This is a genomic window from Paraburkholderia sp. D1E (assembly GCF_052682275.1).
In genome coordinates, this window is the sequence record NZ_JBQYMB010000001.1 from 780,066 (window position 1) to 795,449 (window position 15,384).

Genomic DNA, 15,384 nt, shown 5'->3' on the forward strand with positions numbered 1-15,384 from the left:
CTCGTGCAGCTATGCGGGAGCGAATCGTCGCCGTACATTCTAGCCATGTTGATATCCAACAGGCTCCCATAGGAGGCGACACATGACACAACGAAACGAGAATGGCATGCCCATGAAATACAGCGACCGGTTCAATCTCGACGATGCACGCCAGGTCGCGCACGCGGCCGAAGAAGAGGCCATACGTCACGGCTGGCCTATGGTCATATCCGTTGTGGATAGCGGCGGGCATCTGGTGCTTCAGCAGCGGCTCGATGGCGCGCAACTCGGCAGTAACGACGTCGCGAGACAGAAGGCCGAAACAGCCGTGCGATTCCGGCGTCCCACGCGCATTTTCGAAGATGCAATCGCGCAAGGCGGCCTCCACCTGCGCCTGCTCGGCATGAATAATCTCGTACCGCTGGATGGGGGCATTCCGCTGATTCGCAACGGCGCCGTGGTCGGCGCGATAGGTGTGTCGGGAATGCGTTCCGACCAGGACGCGCAGGTCGCCCAGGCCGGCGCGGATGCGCTGCCGCTGGCCGAGCCGGCTACCGGATTTAAGGCTTGCCTTTAAGGGTAAATGGCGCCAACAGCGACTGCACGTCGACCTGTTGCCCCTGGAGCAGCAGCAGCCTCGCGTGAAGCACCGTGTTCTCGAGAACAAGCTTGGCGGTGCTCAGCAGATACAGCGCATGAATGTCGGAGATCGACATGTTGCCTGCTTCGACCAGGTGGTGACGCTCAACGAGTGAACTCATGACAAGGCGCCTGAGTTCCTGCTCTCCAAAGGGAAGGTCTGCGTAGTCGATCGGGTCGTCGGCTTCGACTTCCCGCAGCAGTTCCACCAGCGTTTCCGTGCTCACGTCCATGTGCAGGCTCCACGTTGTCGTTTAAGACCGGTATAGCCAAACAGAGTCACCAGCACTAACAGCGTACCGCGTCTGTTCGCGGGAGTCCAGCCTGGGCGTGGAGCCCCGAAGCCCGGACGCTGCCGGGCTTCGGATTACGACTGCTGAAATAGCGTTGAGCTTAGCCGCGCCGTTTCTTCTTCAACTCAATCGTTTCGAACAACTCATAGTTCTGCGTCGGGGTCTGGTCCGCTCCCGGCGCATGATAGTAGTTCATCGTAACCGTGGTCTCGCCACCTGGATGCCCCGGATCATGATCGAACACCGCGATACCGTAGCCCGTCCCGGTGTCCCGTTGCGCTGACCAGACCGCATCTTCAACAGCATCCGCGCTTGCACGCACGAAAGTACCCGCAGCCGTCCCGGCAACCGGACGGTTAGGCCGCGTGAAAATGCGCGCCTGCGGCAAGCCGGTACCGATATCCACGCCATACACGTCGAGCGGCGCGCTCGTCCCGCCACCGCCGAGAATCAGGTGAATGGTGCCGTGACTCGTATCGAACGTGGACGCACCCGACGACACCGCCGACATCACCGGCCGCGGCTGCAACGTATCGACCACCCGTCCTGTGGCGATATCGGTGCCCTTGTTGTGATTACAGCCGCGCACGGGATAGCTGCGTTCGTAGTCGTGGTCGTGCCCGCACAGCACCAGGTCGACACCGTAGCGGTCGAACAGCGGCAGCCAGGCTTCGCGAATGCCCTTGTCGGAACCGTTGCCGGTTTTCGATGAACTCAGCGCGTCCTGATGCATCTGCACGATGATCCAGTCGACTTCGTCGTCTTCCGCCGCCCGGCGCAAGATCCGCTCGAGCCAGCGGGTCTGTTCGCCCTCGCTATAGCCGCGCACATAGAGCGATGTGCCCGGCTGAATCGGCGGATTGCCGGTGCTCGCCACCGGCACGAGAGAACTCGGGCCGGCAACGAACGCGGCCGCATCCTGATAGACCACGTCGTCTGCATCGAGCGAAATGAAGAGCACCGAACTCACGCGGAAGCTGTACCAGCGTCCCTGAAAGCGTGTGTGATTCTCGGGCAACGTATAGCGAGAAAGATACGACGCGAGGCCTTGTTCGCCGTTGTGAAATTCGAGTTCGTGATTGCCCGGGCAAGGCATCCACGGCCGGTTCGACGCCGAGGTCTGGCAGTTGTTGCCGAAATCGCGCCACACGTCCGGCTGATGCGTCGGGTTCAGATTGGCGTAGCAGAGATCGCCGTTGAGCAGGTGGAACAGCGGCTGAAACCGCTCGACGGCCTGAACCGCGAAGCGGCTCTGCGGCGACGACAGAACCCAGCCGGTATTGGGTGTCGCGAGATCGCCGTAGCTGGTCCAGCGAAATGGCGCGCGGCCACGGGGCGCTGTGCGGAAGCTCGCGGTAAAGGGTTGAGCCGCGTTGCTGTCGTTGTCGGCGCTCACGTCGTACTCGTAGCTCGTGTCGGCCTTCAGGCCACGCAGACGCGCGTGGTAGGTGAACACGACCTCGCCGTTGATGCCATCGGTATACGTGTTTTGAACGCCGTGCACCGTCTCTTTCGTCGCGCCCGCACCGCCGAAGCGCACCTTCGGATTGACAGCCGGCGCCGGCGACGCCCATGAAACGGTGACCTCGCTCGTCGGATCGTTGCCCCAGGTCAGGTGGACCTGCTCCGGCGTGCCGTCGGGCGCACTATTCGCGGCCCGCGCCGCCGACGCGAGCGTGCCAGCGGCTGTTGCCAGGCTCGATGCGCCGGCAAACTTCAAGAACCCACGGCGCGAGACGATGCTGGCGCCCTGATCGGCCGGTAGATCTTTAGCGATTTTCTTGTTCGACATGTCTGGTGTTTTTTGTATGGGGGTGGAAGGTCGCCAATACGGATGGCAGGCTCACAGTGCGACGTGGGCCGCGATTGCCGTGCCGGACCAGGGCGCGGCAGAAGTGATGGGGCATCCTAGTCGGGAAGCTATGACAGCCAGATGAAATCGCCGGAGGTGGGAGGATGGCGGCCGAAATCGAGGCATCGCAAGTGGCCTGCCGATCACGCCGAAATCCCATGTTCGGCAGCCCCATTCATTAAGGGGCTGCATCCCCCACCCCTTCGCCGTGTAAACTGCTGACTTTTTTGACTCTGGTGGTATGGTGCAAGCCCCACAGCGCACAGCTTTCAGTGGCCCGGCGCTCATTCGTTTACTTGCTCGCCTGACGGACGTCGACGTTCCCGAATCCAGTCAATCGCTCTCGGACCGGCTAAGCCAATGGCTCGGCTGGACCGATGCGATCGCGTTGTCCTCGGCGCTGAACAACAATCCGCCTGCGGCCGCCGCCGGCGCGCGAGCCTTCGGCGACGCTGAAGAGAGCGAGTGCGCCCGCGCGCGCGCGTCCCTGGCGAGTGCCATCGTCGGCGATAGCGTGTTTGCTGCCGCGAGGCGTCGCGGATCTGCGGCGCCGGCACTCCCCCAGGGAGCGCCCGTGGATGCGCCGGTCGACTACGCGGTTTTTCGTCAGCGCTATCTCTCCATGCAGCAGTCGATGGAGACGGGCGTGGGCAACCTGCGCGGCCGCCTGCGGGCCATGCTGGCCACCAGAACACCGGCCATGGCCCGGCTCGCGGTGGTGGATGCCGTGATGGAGCGAGCGCTCAGCGAGCGCGAGCGAAGCCTGCTGGCTGCTGTGCCCGGGCTGCTTGCGGGGCACTTCGAGCGTTTGCGCCAGGCGGAGCAACAGACATTGGCCGATGCCGAAGCCCCGGAGGACGCCGCAATGGCTGCACCCGCCACGCCCGGCGCCTGGCTGGACGCGTTCCGCAAGGATATGCAGAGCGTGTTGCTGGCCGAACTGGATGTTCGTTTACAACCGGTCGAAGGGTTGCTCGCGGCCCTTCGCACCCGCTAACTGGGACACTATGTCCAGATATCTCAATCTTGTTGTTTTCCTGGTAGGTCTGGCCGCGGTGTGCTGGATCGGTGCCGGCTACGTCGGCTCGAATCCGCTGGCCTTCGCGGTCACGATGCTGATTGGCGCCTGCTACGTAGCAGGCGCACTTGAACTGCAACGCTACCGCCAGGCCACGTCCACGCTGACGCGGGCGGTCGCGGGCCTGTCCGCGCCGCCGCCCAGCCTGGGCGCCTGGCTTGACCCGCTGCATCCCAGCCTGCGCCACGCGGTGCGCCTGCGCGTGGAGGGCGAGCGTGTGGCCTTACCCGGGCCGGCGCTAACGCCCTATCTGGTCGGCTTGCTCGTGTTGCTGGGCATGCTCGGCACGCTCCTCGGCATGGTGGCGACCCTGCGAGGCACGGGCATGGCGCTGGAAAGCGCAACGGACCTGCAGGCTATCCGCGATTCGCTCGCCGCGCCGGTCAAGGGGCTGGGCTTCGCGTTCGGCACGTCGATTGCCGGCGTGGCCACCTCCGCGATGCTGGGCTTGCTGTCGGCGTTGAGCCGGCGCGAGCGGATCGATGCCGCGCAGATGCTCGACGTGAAGATCGCGACGACCTTGCGCATCTACTCGCAGACCCATCAGCGCGAGGAAAGCTTCAAGCTCCTGCAGCGGCAGGCCGAGGTCATGCCCACCCTGGTCGATCGTCTGCAGACGATGATGACCGCCATCGAGCAGCAGAGTCTCGCCTTGAACGAGCGGCAGATCGCCAGCCAGGACGCCTTCCACGGCAAGGCCGAGGCCGCCTACACGCGCCTTGCGGCCTCCGTGGAGCAGTCGTTGAAGGAGAGCGTCGCCGAAAGCACGCGCGCCGCCAGCGCGGCGCTGCAGCCGGTCATGGAAGCCACGATGGCGGGTCTCGCACGCGAGACGGCCTCGCTGCACAACACCGTCACCCACGCCGTGCAACAACAGCTGGATGGGCTCTCGAGCGGATTCGAGGCGACCACCACCACCGTCGCGGACATCTGGAACAAAGCACTGGAGGGGCAGCAGCGGTCGAGCGATGCGCTCATCCAGCATCTGGGCACGTCGCTGGATCGATTCACCGAGACCTTCGAGCAACGCTCGGCCGGTCTGCTGGATGGCGTGTCGGCGCGCCTCGACGCAACGGCTGGCTGCGTGTCGGCAGCATGGAACGAAGCGCTGTCACGGCAAGAACAGGTCGGCGAGAAGCTGGCGGGTCACAATCAGCAAGCCTTGGCTGCGGCCGCGGCGACCTTCGAGCAACACTCGGCATCGCTGCTACGCACGGTGGGCCAGTCGCATACGGACTTGCAGACGGATTTGGCCTCGCGAGACGAGCGACGCCTGGCGACCTGGACCGAGACGCTCGGTTCGATGGCCGCTACGTTGAGCAAGGAGTGGGAGCAGGCCGGCGCGCACAGTGCGAGCCGGCAGCAGGAGATCTGCGACGTGCTGGCACAAACGGCACGCGACATCTCCGCTCAGACACAGGCGCACGCGAGCAGCACGATCGCCGAAATCGACCGGCTCGTACAAGCGGCAGCGGAAGCCCCCAAGGCCGCAGCGGACTTGCAGGCAGAACTCGCCGCGCGGGACCAGCAGCGGCTGGCGGCCTGGACCGAGACGCTGGGTTCGATGGCCACGACGTTGAGCCGGGAGTGGGAGCAGGCGGGCACGCGCACCGCGAGCCGGCAGCAGGAGATCTGCGAGACGCTGGCGCAAACCGCGCGCGACATCTCAGCCCAGACACAGGCGCACGCGAGCAGCACGATCGCCGAAATCGCCCAACTCGTACAAGCCGCGTCGGAAGCCCCCAAGGCCGCGGCGGAAGTCGTCGCCGAATTGCGTCAGAAGCTCTCCGACAGCATGGTCCGCGACACCGCGATGCTGGAGGAGCGCAGCCGCCTCCTGGCGACGCTGGAAACCCTGCTCGATGCCGTGAACCATGCCTCCACCGAGCAGCGCTCCGCCGTCGACGCGCTGGTCGCCACGTCGGCGGATCTGCTGGATCGTGTCGGCACGCGTTTCACCGATAAGGTCGAGCTCGAGACCGGGAAGCTGGGCGCCGTGGCCGCACAGGTCACCGGCAGCGCCGTCGAAGTGGCGAGCCTGGGCGAAGCATTCGGCGCGGCCGTCCAGTTGTTCGGCGAATCGAACACCACGCTGGTCGCGCATCTGCAGCGTATCGAAGCCGCGCTGGACAAATCCCTCGCGCGCAGTGACGAGCAGTTGGCGTATTACGTGGCCCAGGCAAGAGAAGTGATCGACCTGAGCATGATGTCGCAGAAGCAGATCGTTGAAGACCTGCAACAGCTCGCGGGCAAGCGGGCGGCCGCAGGAGCTGAAGCGGCATGAGCGAGGACATCGACGGCGGCGTGGAAACGGCAGCGCCGATATGGCCCGTCTTCGGCGACCTGATGTCGGTGCTGCTGGGCGCCTTCGTGCTGATCCTGGTGGGCGTCATCGGCGTGCAACTGGAACTCTCGACCAGGCTGGAGCACGAGGTCAAGCAACGTCAGCTGGAAACGCAGCGCCGCAAGACCCTGGAGCAGGCGCTGGCAGGACCGCTCGCAGCGGGTCGGGTGACGCTGGTCAACGGGCGCATCGGCATCAACGGCAACGTGTTGTTCGCGCTGAACTCCGATCAATTGCAGCCCGAAGGCCGGGATGTTTTGAAGAGTCTCGCGGGGCCGCTGTCCGCTTACCTCAGGGCCAACGACCAGATCCTGATGGTGAGCGGCTTTACCGATGACCGGCAGGTGCGGGAGGCCAACCGTCGCTTTGCCGACAACTGGGAGCTATCGGCCCAGCGCGCGCTGACGGTGACCCGTGCATTGATCGATGAAGGCGTTCCCTCCTCGTCCGTATTTGCGGCCGCGTTCGGTTCCCAGCAGCCCGTCAGTTCGAATGCCGACGACCAGGGCCGGGCCAGAAACCGGCGCGTGGAAATAGCACCGGTTCCGAGACCTTCGACCGCAACGGTGAAGTCCGGTGAGTAGTGTGACTAGCGTGGGTAGTGCGAGTCATGGCGCCAGCGGTGTGGCAAGCGACGCCTGGGCAACGCTCGACGCGTGGCGCGAACGCGGCGCCGATCGCCTGGATCCCATCCGCTTTCATTTCATCGAGGCGCTGGCTCGGCGGGCAGCCGGCCACAGCGGCGAGACGCGGCGCATCCTGGATAACAGGCTGTCCAAGCTGATCGAGGCTTATGCCGGCGATCTCGAACATGCTGCGTCTGAGGCTGCCGATGCTCGCAAGGGCATCGACATCACTGGCAACGGCAACGGCAACGGCAACGGCAACGGCAACGGCAACGCAGCATCATCCGGCGAGGCCGTTCGCGGAGCGCTGGCCGAACTGATCGACTACATCGCCCACGCGCCGGCAGACGGAAACGACTCCGCAGCAGGTAACGTCGCGCCCCGGCGCCCTTCTTATCCAGAACTGGAGGCGCTCGACTACTTCAGGGAGACCTGGTCCAAGGTCCGCTCCGAGAAACAGTTGCGGCAGTCGTTGAAGAAAGCGCCGGGTAACGCCGGTCCGCTTAACTCGAGCAGCCTCGTGCATCGGTCGCTCTCGCTGATGCGCGAACTGTCGCCTGGGTATCTCCAGCAGTTCCTGTCGTACGTCGACGCCTTGTCGTGGATGGAGCAGATGAATGGCGGCGGCGCCTCGCCGGCTAAAGACGCGCCTCGCACCACAAGCGTGAGAAAAAGTGCCCGGAGCAAACCGCGCTAACGCCCTGGGGACGGATCAGCCGAAGCTTAAGCCATCACAGTCGGACCAGAAACAATCCTCCGGTCTGCGCCGTTTTCACACCCGATATCGCGATCTAGACACAGACCTCTATCTGGGACAATCAGATTGTACTAGCTGGTTAAAATCTGAAAATGTTCGAATCCCTGCTGTCCGACGAAGATTGGCAACGCATTGCCCACCTGTTCCACCATGACGCCACGCCGCGAGTCGGCCGACCACGGCGAGATCCGCGCGAGATCGTGAACGCCATACTGTGGATCGTTCGCAATGACGAAAAGTGGCAGCGCCTCCCCGCAAGCTTTCCACCGTCGCAAACCTGTTACATCAAATGGCTGGAATGGCGACGCGCCGGGATGATGTCGAAGGTCTTCGCCGAACTTGGCATGAGCGAGCAGTTAGAACATTGATCGTTCGGGGCGCGATGACTGCAGGATAAAACGCACCGCTTTGTTTGTCGGCCGCAGGCAAGCTGGCAATCGATTGACGATGCCGGCGGTATCTAAGCAGCCGTACGCCCATGTCTGATCCTGCGGTTTAGCGGCTCGGAATAAAGCCGTGCAATGCCGGCACTTAATGCCGCCGACAGCACCAAAAACCCAGCCAATAGCAGCAGTTTTGTATCACCGTCCACAATGCGCGGCGGCCACATTGTCCGCATCGCGCCAAGCACGATGAGATGGAACAGGTAAAGCTCATAGCTAATCCGCCCAAACCACTCGAAGCCCAGCAGAACCCGGACGCCTCCAACGCCAGGCGCGGCCGGTCGACAGTACGCGCCCAGCAGTAACACGGCAGTGCCCAATGCCATTCCCGTCACACCGAGGACGTTGGTTTCTGCAATGGGCCCAACCAGGTACAGGAACGTCATGGCAGCCACCGCAATACATTGCAGGAGCGTGGCCGCGCGACCGCGCAGCGCCATCCGTTTCGCGAGCACGGCCGTGCAGCAACCAATAGCAATGCCGTCGAACGAAGCAAAATAAGCATAGAGAAAACCGCCTTCGTCACCCTGATGGACAAAGCGGTAAAACGGGCCAATGACGATGATCGCAGCCCAGAAAACAAGCAGGCGCGACTCCCGCTTCAGGATGAGGCAGAGAATTGGGAAGAACAGATAAAACACCTCCTCCACCGACAAAGACCACAACACACCCAAAGGGTAGTTGACCCACCCGTGCAAGCCGACGAGCACATTCATCCAGAAGGTCAACGACGCCAGATTGACGAGCCAGAAAGAGACCGGTGTGCCGCCCGGCGCATGATTCTGAAAGATGGCGACACCCGCCAGCGCGAGCAGATTGACCGTGCCGAGCAACAGCAGCAGACACGGAATGATCCGCGCGACACGCAATCGATAAAATGCCCGCGCGTTGATGCCGCTGAGACCAGACCAACGGCGTTGTGCGTTCGACGTAATCAGATAGCCCGAGATCACGAAGAACATCGTCACCCCATAATTACCATTTCGAGCGACAGCGCGCACCGCTTCCCATCCGAATGCTTTCGCCAGCCATGTATCGTTCAGACGGTACGCGATGTTGAAGTGATGAAACAGGACAAGAAGAATCGAGACGCCGCGGATCACATCGATCCGTGAGTTACGCTGGCCAACCGTCATCATGTCCGATCCGAAGTCCACTTCACGAATGCCGCACCGACCTCGCGCAAGACGGCCTCCCTGGCGGGCATGCCGAGCGCCGGCGCATCGTAATAGGCGGCGATGAGAAGCGGCGCGCGTTGCGGTGGGCGCACGATCGCATAGTCGTTGGTTTCTTCTTCTACGCTTGTTCCGGGTCTGTCACCCGCTATCCAGTCCGGCGGTAACGCCGCGCGGAGCCGGTTCAAACCCGGCTTGCAGGCAATCATCCAGTTTTCAAGTTGCGCGCGCGATTGGGGACTCAGAACGTTCCCCAGCAGAATTCTGCTCGCCGACTTCGTGATCGATCGAGGTGTGGTGGTGTCGAGCACCCCGCTATATTTGTTCGACTCGGGTTCGTACCGATCGGAGCGGGTAACGGTGTCGCCGAGAGCGCGAACGAATTGCGTCAGCCCAGCGGGACCGCCGGCGCTTTTCATCAACAACACAGCCGCCGTGTTGTCGCTCACTTCGACGACGGCCTGGCACAACGCGCCGACCGACATCGCGCCTTCCGCGACGTGTGCCTTCGTCACAGGCGACGTGAAGATGAGGTCTTTCCCGGTGTAGGGCACAAGGCGGACAAGATCCTCCTTGCCGGCATCCACGCGGGAGAGCACCAGCGCGGCGAGCAAGCCCTTAAAGGTGCTGCACATCAGAAAGCGCTCGTCAGCGCGATGCGCCAGGGTTCGGCCTGAACCGGTATCGATAGCGAACACGCCAAGGCGTCCACCATTGCGGCGTTCGATATCGGCTAACGGAGAGGCATTTGCGGCCGGCGTGGCTGTGGCGCCAAGGCCGAGGAGTATGGGCAACCCGAGCGTCAAGCTCCGGCGTGTTGCAGAGATGCTCAAAGAATCGTCCTCACATTCAATTCGCTCACGAGCACCACGCGATGGATGGCAAAGGTCAGGAATATCGCGCTGCTATCTGACATCCGGCCGACTGGTTTCCATGCTTGCGTTGCGGCGGGCGCCGGTCCCGGTTCAACATAAAAAACGGGCCAGCCCTGTGTAGGGCTGGCCCGCTCACTGCGCAAAAATCACGTCTGAGGATTCGCGTCGTCTGTGGTTTGAGCATTGTCGGCGTCGTCCTGCTTCTCGCCGTCTTTCTTCTGGACCAACGACTCCAATGCGCCGGCGCCTTCAAAGCCTGCAACCGCTGCAATGCCCTTTGTTAGCAAGCCTGCATCCGGATCGACTTTTTCTGCTGCCTCAACGGCTGCTACTGCCCCTGCGATCTTGCCTACTTCGTCCAAGAGTCCCATTTCGCCCTCCGCGAGAAAAAGTGAAATGCCATCCTCTCACGAACTCGACGCCTTGTCGTCAAATGTAAAATTGACTTACCAGTTTGCCGCCAGCCCGAAATGACATTGAAAGAAATCGTTCATACGCGTGCTTAAATCACCTTCGTCACTGGTGCGGTTGCAGCCGGATCGGTCATGCTGGCGTGGCCCGTTTATAACCGTTCGGGGTACGTGGCCCAGTTGAAGGGCTGCAGCTTCCTGGTGTCGAATCGCCGTTTGTGACACGCGAGTGTCGTGCTGGAAAGCAGGTGCACTGCTTTTGACCGCTAGCGCCTGGGTGGCTGCGGGTTATTCGCAGGATTCGTATCGAACCGTGCGACGCGCTCAATGCCGTCGTCACTCACGAGCGCCCGCAACTCGGCTTGCAACACGTCGGTGATTTCCCTGCCGTATATCTCGTCGCCATTCACGTAGACAGTGAACGACTGCAAGTACTTCGCCTTTTTCTCCGGGTTCTCAATCGTCTGCCGGGTCCATTGATAAAGCGGATAGTTTTCCGGACCCTGCTTTTCTGCTTCACTCACATAGTCGGCGAAAGCGTCAAATTGACACTTCAAGGTCGCGTTGTGCCTGCTCAAAACATCACGAAGCGAGGCATGCGAGGCGCTCGCCGGTTCTGCACGCAGATCGCTTGCAAGGTCAGGCGAGACGGAGATTCTTAGCTGGAATTGCCATGTGGTGAGTTCCATGTCTACCTCGGTATCGAATCACGAGCGCGCGCTCGCGGACGTGAGAGAAGGTAGCACGACCGCGATCCATCGGCGCTTCGAACCAAAGCGCAGATTCTGAGCCTCGTCACCCGCGTCAGCCAGAAACGCATCCACCTCAAGCTGCTTTCTGGCAAGCAGTCCATCAGCACGCTGCTCTCAATCCAGCAGCAGGAAATCCCTTTCCTGTCTGTCGATCAGTAACAGGGGCCGCTCGCCCCGATGGCATAGCTCGTGCTTTGTAGTCCATCGGGTCAAGAGCCTGGCCGCTCTGGCTTACTCCACCTATCGACTCAAGAGCAGGCGCATGACATCACAAAACCAGCGTGAAAAATTGCCACTTTCATACGGCACCGACTATGAACAGTTGGCCGCCAGATTCAGGCCGATCTTCGACAGGATCGCGGCAGGCGCGCTCGAACGCGAGCGCAATCGAGCGCTTCCCTACGAGCAGATTGTCTGGTTGAAGGAGGCCGGATTCGGCGCCGTCAGGGTCCCGCGCGAATACGGCGGCGCGGGTGCGTCACTCCCGCAACTCGTGCGACTTCTGATCGAACTGGCCGAGGCCGATTCGAGTTTGCCGCAAGCATTGCGCGGCCATTTCGCCTTCGTCGAAGACAGGATCAATGCGACACCCGGCGCTGCGCGCGAAAAATGGCTGCAACGCTTCGTGGCGGGTGAAATCGTCGGCAATGCCTGGACCGAAGTCGGTGCGGTCAAGATTGGAGACGTAATCACGCGTGTATCGCGTAGCGACAACCAGTGGGTCGTCAACGGAACGAAGTACTACAGCACGGGTAGCATCTTTGCCGACTGGATCGACGTCTACGCGCAGCGCGACGACAACGGCGCCGACGTCATCGCGGCGGTGAGCACGCATCAGGCTGGCGTCAAACAAAGCGACGACTGGGACGGTTTCGGCCAACGTACCACCGGAAGCGGGACGTCTGTTTTCGACAACGCCGTGGTCGAGGAAGAGAACATTATCGATTTCTCCACGCGCTTCAAATACCAGACGGCGTTCTATCAACTTGTGCTAATCGCAGTAATCGCGGGAACGGGGCGCGCCGCATTGCGTGACATTTCGCATGAAGTGCGCAAACGTACCCGGGTTTACAGCCACGGTAACGCACCACGCGTCAGTGAGGACGCTCAGGTGCAGCAGGTGGTGGGACAAATAGCGGCACGCGTGTACGCGGCAGAGGCCGCCGCCGTGCGAGCCGCGGAGCCGTCACAACGCGCGTACGAAGCGCGCTTCGGCGCGGACCGCGATGCTGAACACGCTGCGAACGTGGCGGCCGAAATTGAATCGGCAAAGGCGCAGGTCGCCGTGGCCGGTTTGATTCTGCAGGCCACCACCGACCTGTTCAATGCACTCGGCGCTTCGGGCATTAGCGAAAACAAACTATTGGATCGTCACTGGAGAAACGCGCGCACCGCTGCGTCACACAATCCGCTGATCTACAAGGAGCGGATCGTGGGCGATTGGGAGATCAATGGCACTCAACCACCGTTTGTCTGGCAGATCGGCAACAGCAGATCTGCCGGGTAATCCGCTTACGTCGCAGCGTGCTGCATCGAGCGTGGGCCGATTTCGCAAGCAGCCCATGCTCGCGCCTCACCGCATGCGGATGGATAGTGCACATCCGGCGTGGCCGGATCGTGTCTACTTTTGCGCGGAAATCTGCTTGGCCCGAATCAGCCGTGCGCGCAACACATTGCGGCTAATGCCGAGCAGCCTCGCAGCCTGAATCTGATTCCGGTAGCAAAAGTCGAATGCGACGCGCATCACCGTGTCTTCGATCTGTTCAAACAGATTGCCTTCCGCATTATCGAAAAGATGACGCAGCGCCGCCTCCAACCCTTCCAGCGGTGTAGACGCAACAGGTTCACTGGCCACTCGCCGCGCGGCATGGATTCCGAACGACGACATCTGCAGATCGCCTTCGCCCAGCGAATCGCTGCGGCACACCAGCAACGCATAGTGGATAACGTTTTCGAGTTCGCGAATATTGCCGGGCCAACTATGTTCCAGCAACTTTCGCTCCGCGCGCGGCTCAATGCCAACGGGGCCGTAGCCCAGCCGGTTCCGGTACTCGTCAATGAAGTAGCGGGCCAGCGGCAAGATATCGCCAGGCCGATCGCGCAGTGTCGGCACGGCCAGATGCACAACGTTCAGTCGATAAAACAGGTCCTCGCGGAAATGGCCCGCCGCCACCGCGTCCTGCAAGTGCACATTGGTGGCCGCCAGCACGCGCACGTCGATGGGAATGCTCCTGCGCGAGCCGAGCCGCACGATCTCACGTTCCTGCAATACGCGCAGCAGCTTGACCTGCATCGACAGCGGCAGATCGCCGATCTCGTCCAGAAACAGCGTCCCGCCATTAGCGGCTTCGAACCAGCCGGGTTTGGCGCAGAACGCCCCCGTAAACGCGCCTTTCTCGTGGCCGAACAACTCGCTCTCCACCAGCGATTCGGAGAACGCCCCGCAATTGACCGCGACAAACGGGCCGTTCTTGCGAGCACTCAGGTTATGCACATGGCGTGCGACCAGCTCTTTACCCGTTCCTGTCTCGCCGATCACGAGCACGTTAGCGTCGCTCGGCGCCACCATGCGAATGCGTTCGAGCAACGCCAGCGATTGCGGGTCGGAGAAGACCTGGGCGGTCCCGCGAATGGACGTGGTCAGCGTGCGCTTGTCGGGCATCGTCAACACAGGCAGTGCTTCCGTTCGCGCGATGACCGACCGGTCCGGTAACACGTGATTGAGTGAATAGTTCATGAGTAGAAGCTCGGCGTCGGATATCGTTGCGTCAGAGCCCATTCGCCGATTTCTCGAAGCTTATAGGCAAGCGGATCGTGAAGCGTATGGGTGCGCAGATTTCGCCAGTGGCGGTCCAGTCGCAGCGCGCCATGCGTCGCGCGCGCGCCGGCCACATCGAACATACGGGTACAGATGGTGAGCCCGATTTCGGTGGCGGCAACCTTGGCCGTTGCGATCGCCAACGCCACCTCGCCGCGCTCGGTGTCGGTCAGCGCATCCGCTCTGTTCCAGGCCGCATCGAAACGGTCTGCCGCGCGATCGGTCAACAGCCGCGCCGCCTCGAGGCCCGCCCAAAACTCGCCGTACTGACCGAGGATATAGGGATCCGCCGCGGTGGTTTGCACGCCAGACGTATGCCACGGACGCGCTTCATGAAGCGTGTAATGGCGGGCATCGTTGAACGCGCTTTCGCCAATGCTCAGATAGACATTCGTCAGAATCAGCTGCGCGAGCAAGGGACGCAGACAGGCAAAAGGCGTCGAGAGCGGCCCGGGGTCGGTCAGAATCTCGTGATTCTCCACACGCACCTTTTCCAACGTCACGGTGCCGCTGTCCGTTTGGCGCTGGCCGATGTTGTTCCAATCCTCCGCAACGGAAATACCCGTGCGCCCGGTCGGTATGGCCGCGACCAGCAACGTTCCGGTGCCGACGTCTCGCGCGGAAGCAATCAGCATTTCAGAATCGAGGGCGCCGGAACAGAAACTCTTCTGCCCGCTGAACTCGCGCCAATCTGCGTGCGAGTGGCTGACAGCCCGCTCATCGAGTGGGTTTAACGCATTGCCCCAGAACCACTGGCGGCGGGCAGTCTGTTCGAACCAGGCGCGCCACTGCGCCGGCGAACCGAACAGACGCACGGTTGCCAGCATCAGATGATGGAAGCCGAACACATGGCCGAGCGAACTGTCGGCCCGCCCGAGTGTGCGGACCACGTCCAAGGTCTGCCGCCAGTTGGCGCCGAGTCCGCCTTGCATTTCGGGAATGCTCATCGCCAGAAGACCGCTGGCGCGCAATGCGTCCCGCTCGGCTTTCGGTGTTCCGCCCCGCGCGTCACGCTCAGCGGCGGTGAGCGCAAATGTGATCGCGAGTCGCTGCGCGATCTGCAGAGGCGTTTCAGTTGCCGATGCAGTCGCCGCGCCCGGTAGCACGGAAGTCGGAGCATCCGGCAGTACGTAGGTCGAATTCATATGGGCAAAGACACTCACCCCGCTACGTGCGGGTGGGACCGTTATCTGTCGGTTGACGGGTGTTGAATGGCGTCGATCAGGATTGCTTCCTGAGAGACATATTCTGACCATCTACCGCGACTTCCGATGCATTTTGTTGTGGTAACCAAAGTCAAATTGCTGCTTACGCAGCAACATCGTTATGGATGCCGCCTCTAC

General features: G+C 62.0%; 15 protein-coding genes. 7 read left to right on the forward strand and 8 right to left on the reverse strand.

Annotation, left to right across the window (positions count from 1 at the left end; genetic code table 11):
- The first annotated feature begins 82 nt into the window (after nucleotides 1-82).
- Entirely contained in the window at nucleotides 83-556 is a 474-nt protein-coding gene (locus ACUN0E_RS03670; RefSeq protein ID WP_445565692.1) for a GlcG/HbpS family heme-binding protein, read from the forward strand.
- Here the strand turns inward: ACUN0E_RS03670 and ACUN0E_RS03675 are convergent.
- Together ACUN0E_RS03675 and ACUN0E_RS03680 are read right to left on the reverse strand one after the other, a co-directional pair.
- On the reverse strand, nucleotides 540-851 hold the full coding sequence (locus ACUN0E_RS03675) for a hypothetical protein (protein ID WP_063500369.1): 312 nt from the start codon (nucleotides 849-851) through the stop codon (nucleotides 540-542). The genes ACUN0E_RS03670 and ACUN0E_RS03675 overlap by 17 nt on opposite strands.
- Before the next feature lie 160 nt (nucleotides 852-1,011).
- Entirely contained in the window at nucleotides 1,012-2,703 is a 1,692-nt protein-coding gene (locus tag ACUN0E_RS03680) for a purple acid phosphatase family protein (protein ID WP_445565693.1), read from the reverse strand.
- A gap of 301 nt (nucleotides 2,704-3,004) precedes the next feature.
- On the opposite strand from ACUN0E_RS03680, the gene ACUN0E_RS03685 reads away from it, so the two are divergent.
- The 5 genes from ACUN0E_RS03685 (at nucleotide 3,005) to ACUN0E_RS03705 (ending at nucleotide 7,936) form a co-directional block, all read left to right on the forward strand.
- Nucleotides 3,005-3,760: a DUF3348 domain-containing protein gene (locus ACUN0E_RS03685; protein WP_445565694.1), complete on the forward strand. Its 756-nt coding sequence runs from the start codon at nucleotides 3,005-3,007 to the stop codon at nucleotides 3,758-3,760.
- 10 nt (nucleotides 3,761-3,770) lie between these two features.
- The gene (locus ACUN0E_RS03690; RefSeq protein ID WP_445565695.1) at nucleotides 3,771-6,125 is read left to right on the forward strand and encodes a DUF802 domain-containing protein; all 2,355 of its coding nucleotides are present in this window, start codon (nucleotides 3,771-3,773) and stop codon (nucleotides 6,123-6,125) included.
- Nucleotides 6,122-6,769 (forward strand): OmpA family protein, encoded by a 648-nt coding sequence (locus tag ACUN0E_RS03695; protein WP_408224046.1) that lies wholly within the window; start codon nucleotides 6,122-6,124, stop codon nucleotides 6,767-6,769. The genes ACUN0E_RS03690 and ACUN0E_RS03695 overlap by 4 nt, the downstream gene beginning before the upstream one ends.
- Nucleotide 6,770: 1 nt before the next feature.
- Nucleotides 6,771-7,508 (forward strand): DUF2894 domain-containing protein, encoded by a 738-nt coding sequence (locus tag ACUN0E_RS03700; protein ID WP_445570371.1) that lies wholly within the window; start codon nucleotides 6,771-6,773, stop codon nucleotides 7,506-7,508.
- 152 nt (nucleotides 7,509-7,660) lie between these two features.
- Nucleotides 7,661-7,936, forward strand: coding sequence for a transposase (locus ACUN0E_RS03705; RefSeq protein ID WP_445565696.1), 276 nt, complete (start codon nucleotides 7,661-7,663; stop codon nucleotides 7,934-7,936).
- A 92-nt stretch (nucleotides 7,937-8,028) separates the two neighbouring features.
- Here the strand turns inward: ACUN0E_RS03705 and ACUN0E_RS03710 are convergent, their stop codons facing one another.
- The 4 genes from ACUN0E_RS03710 to ACUN0E_RS03725 form a co-directional block, all read right to left on the reverse strand.
- Complete coding sequence (locus tag ACUN0E_RS03710; RefSeq protein WP_445570372.1) at nucleotides 8,029-9,147, reverse strand: acyltransferase family protein; 1,119 nt, start codon at nucleotides 9,145-9,147, stop codon at nucleotides 8,029-8,031.
- Nucleotides 9,147-10,019: a class A beta-lactamase gene (bla, locus tag ACUN0E_RS03715; protein WP_445565697.1), complete on the reverse strand. Its 873-nt coding sequence runs from the start codon at nucleotides 10,017-10,019 to the stop codon at nucleotides 9,147-9,149. Before bla ends, ACUN0E_RS03710 begins: the two co-directional genes overlap by 1 nt.
- Before the next feature lie 188 nt (nucleotides 10,020-10,207).
- Nucleotides 10,208-10,432, reverse strand: coding sequence for a hypothetical protein (locus ACUN0E_RS03720; RefSeq protein WP_408334243.1), 225 nt, complete (start codon nucleotides 10,430-10,432; stop codon nucleotides 10,208-10,210).
- 305 nt (nucleotides 10,433-10,737) lie between these two features.
- Nucleotides 10,738-11,160, reverse strand: a complete 423-nt coding sequence (locus ACUN0E_RS03725; RefSeq protein WP_445565698.1) for a hypothetical protein — start codon at nucleotides 11,158-11,160, stop codon at nucleotides 10,738-10,740.
- 325 nt (nucleotides 11,161-11,485) lie between these two features.
- Here ACUN0E_RS03725 and ACUN0E_RS03730 point away from each other — a divergent pair, with 325 nt between their 5' ends.
- Nucleotides 11,486-12,730, forward strand: a complete 1,245-nt coding sequence (locus ACUN0E_RS03730) for an acyl-CoA dehydrogenase family protein (RefSeq protein ID WP_445565699.1) — start codon at nucleotides 11,486-11,488, stop codon at nucleotides 12,728-12,730.
- 114 nt (nucleotides 12,731-12,844) lie between these two features.
- On the opposite strand, the gene ACUN0E_RS03735 is transcribed toward ACUN0E_RS03730, so the two are convergent.
- Both ACUN0E_RS03735 and ACUN0E_RS03740 read right to left on the reverse strand, forming a co-directional pair.
- On the reverse strand, nucleotides 12,845-13,960 hold the full coding sequence (locus ACUN0E_RS03735) for a sigma-54 interaction domain-containing protein (RefSeq protein WP_445565700.1): 1,116 nt from the start codon (nucleotides 13,958-13,960) through the stop codon (nucleotides 12,845-12,847).
- On the reverse strand, nucleotides 13,957-15,186 hold the full coding sequence (locus tag ACUN0E_RS03740) for an acyl-CoA dehydrogenase family protein (protein WP_445565701.1): 1,230 nt from the start codon (nucleotides 15,184-15,186) through the stop codon (nucleotides 13,957-13,959). The genes ACUN0E_RS03735 and ACUN0E_RS03740 overlap by 4 nt, the downstream gene beginning before the upstream one ends.
- Nucleotides 15,187-15,384 lie beyond the last annotated feature (198 nt).

Bases quoted from the DNA above. Each gene is read 5' to 3' on its own strand.
- ACUN0E_RS03695 (WP_408224046.1), top strand. From the start codon at position 6,122: ATGAGCGAGGACATCGACGGCGGCGTGGAAACGGCAGCGCCGATATGG.
- ACUN0E_RS03735 (WP_445565700.1), bottom strand. From the start codon at position 13,960: ATGAACTATTCACTCAATCACGTGTTACCGGACCGGTCGGTCATCGCG.
- ACUN0E_RS03710 (WP_445570372.1), bottom strand. From the start codon at position 9,147: ATGACGGTTGGCCAGCGTAACTCACGGATCGATGTGATCCGCGGCGTC.
- ACUN0E_RS03670 (WP_445565692.1), top strand. From the start codon at position 83: ATGACACAACGAAACGAGAATGGCATGCCCATGAAATACAGCGACCGG.
- ACUN0E_RS03730 (WP_445565699.1), top strand. From the start codon at position 11,486: ATGACATCACAAAACCAGCGTGAAAAATTGCCACTTTCATACGGCACC.
- ACUN0E_RS03690 (WP_445565695.1), top strand. From the start codon at position 3,771: ATGTCCAGATATCTCAATCTTGTTGTTTTCCTGGTAGGTCTGGCCGCG.
- ACUN0E_RS03705 (WP_445565696.1), top strand. From the start codon at position 7,661: ATGTTCGAATCCCTGCTGTCCGACGAAGATTGGCAACGCATTGCCCAC.
- ACUN0E_RS03725 (WP_445565698.1), bottom strand. From the start codon at position 11,160: ATGGAACTCACCACATGGCAATTCCAGCTAAGAATCTCCGTCTCGCCT.
- ACUN0E_RS03720 (WP_408334243.1), bottom strand. From the start codon at position 10,432: ATGGGACTCTTGGACGAAGTAGGCAAGATCGCAGGGGCAGTAGCAGCC.
- ACUN0E_RS03740 (WP_445565701.1), bottom strand. From the start codon at position 15,186: ATGAATTCGACCTACGTACTGCCGGATGCTCCGACTTCCGTGCTACCG.
- ACUN0E_RS03685 (WP_445565694.1), top strand. From the start codon at position 3,005: ATGGTGCAAGCCCCACAGCGCACAGCTTTCAGTGGCCCGGCGCTCATT.
- ACUN0E_RS03675 (WP_063500369.1), bottom strand. From the start codon at position 851: ATGGACGTGAGCACGGAAACGCTGGTGGAACTGCTGCGGGAAGTCGAA.
- ACUN0E_RS03680 (WP_445565693.1), bottom strand. From the start codon at position 2,703: ATGTCGAACAAGAAAATCGCTAAAGATCTACCGGCCGATCAGGGCGCC.